Source organism: Bacillus cereus group sp. N6, assembly GCF_016483705.1.
Classification (GTDB): domain Bacteria; phylum Bacillota; class Bacilli; order Bacillales; family Bacillaceae_G; genus Bacillus_A; species Bacillus_A wiedmannii.
Map to the genome: position 1 here is coordinate 1 of NZ_JAEHBI010000185.1, position 760 is coordinate 760.

Here is a 760-nt window from a genome sequence, read left to right on the forward strand (position 1 = left end):
TGTTCTTTTTCGATTTGATTGGTTAAGCCATAACAGGTAGCTAATTGATGATAGACAGTCATACGACTTTCCTGTGATAACGCTTCAAATGCTAAACACATGTGAAAATGTTGTTCCGCAATTTGATACTCTTTTTGGAATAAGTTTTCTCTAGCATAATGAAAATGATCTTGTAGAGAAAAAATATGTTCTTGTTCGATCGCACGTTGATATAATTCAATATTTCGTTGCGGAGAAGTTTGTGTTGTTTTTGTATGTGTAATGACAATATCAGATGGGAAATGAGTATAGGGTTCTTTTCGTTGTAAATTTTCATGAACAATCCCTTCCCATTGAAATCCCGCCTCACGTTTTACTAAGCGAATTCGCTGTGTTTGTTCCGTTCCGATTTTTGTTTGGATGTTATATTTCATACTAACAGCTTCGATCGTAGGATCTAGAGATTGTTTCAGTTGTTGTAATTTTTTTTGCGCCGAAGGTTGCAAGATATCATCTGCATCTAACCACATCATATAATCTTTAGAAGCATATTGAAAAGAAACATTTCGTGCTTTACTGAAATGAAATTCCCAAGGAATTTCATAGACATGTGGTGTCCATTTTTTCGCAATTTGGATCGTTTGATCCGTAGAACCTGTATCGACAATAATAATTTCATCTACCAGATCCCCAATGGATTGTAAACAATGAGGTAAGGTATGTTCTTCATTTTTGACAATCATACATAAACTAATGGTAATCATAAACGAGATCCTTTCTT

1 protein-coding gene is annotated in these 760 nt (G+C 34.3%); it reads right to left on the minus strand.

Annotation, left to right across the window (positions count from 1 at the left end):
- Positions 1–743, minus strand: a 743-nt coding sequence (locus tag JDS99_RS30785) for a glycosyltransferase family 2 protein (RefSeq protein WP_199696483.1), incomplete at its 3' end; no start/stop codon positions are given.
- Between the last annotated feature and the right edge of the window lie 17 nt (positions 744–760).